This is a genomic window from Oleiphilus sp. HI0123, from assembly GCF_001635315.1.
Map to the genome: position 1 here is coordinate 1 of NZ_LWGE01001871.1, position 436 is coordinate 436.

The 436-nt window shown below is 48.2% G+C and carries 1 protein-coding gene; it reads left to right on the plus strand.

All coding sequences use genetic code 11. The features are described 5' to 3' along the window. Positions 1 to 436: MaoC family dehydratase N-terminal domain-containing protein (locus A3761_RS25010; protein WP_197473259.1), on the plus strand; the 436-nt coding region annotated here is incomplete at both ends.

Consider the following 436-nt stretch of genomic DNA (forward strand, 5'->3'; position numbering starts at 1 on the left):
AGATATTGAGTACTTGCAGCAGTGGGTAGGAAAGCAAGAAACCAAAGAAGATGATATTAGTCTTTTTCAGGCGCAAGCTTTGGCTGCGGCACTTGATAACGAGACTCTACCCGAGAAAGGTGATGCCTTACCTCCATTTTGGGAGTGGATGTATTTTCTGCCAACGCCAAAAGCCAGTGCAACAGGTGTTGATGGGCACCCGGATAAAGGTGGCTTTTTACCCCCTGTACCACTTCCTCGCAGGATGTGGGCGGCCGGTGAGGTTGAGTGTCATAAGGCTTTGATTATTGGCCAGCCGGCCTCTCGATTATCGACGATTGAATCTGTTGAACTTAAAACGGGTAGTACCGGCGTGTTGGTTTTCGTTAATGTTCGCCATGATATTTCACAAGCGGGTGAGCTGTGTATCAGCCAGGTACAGAATATTGTTTACCGG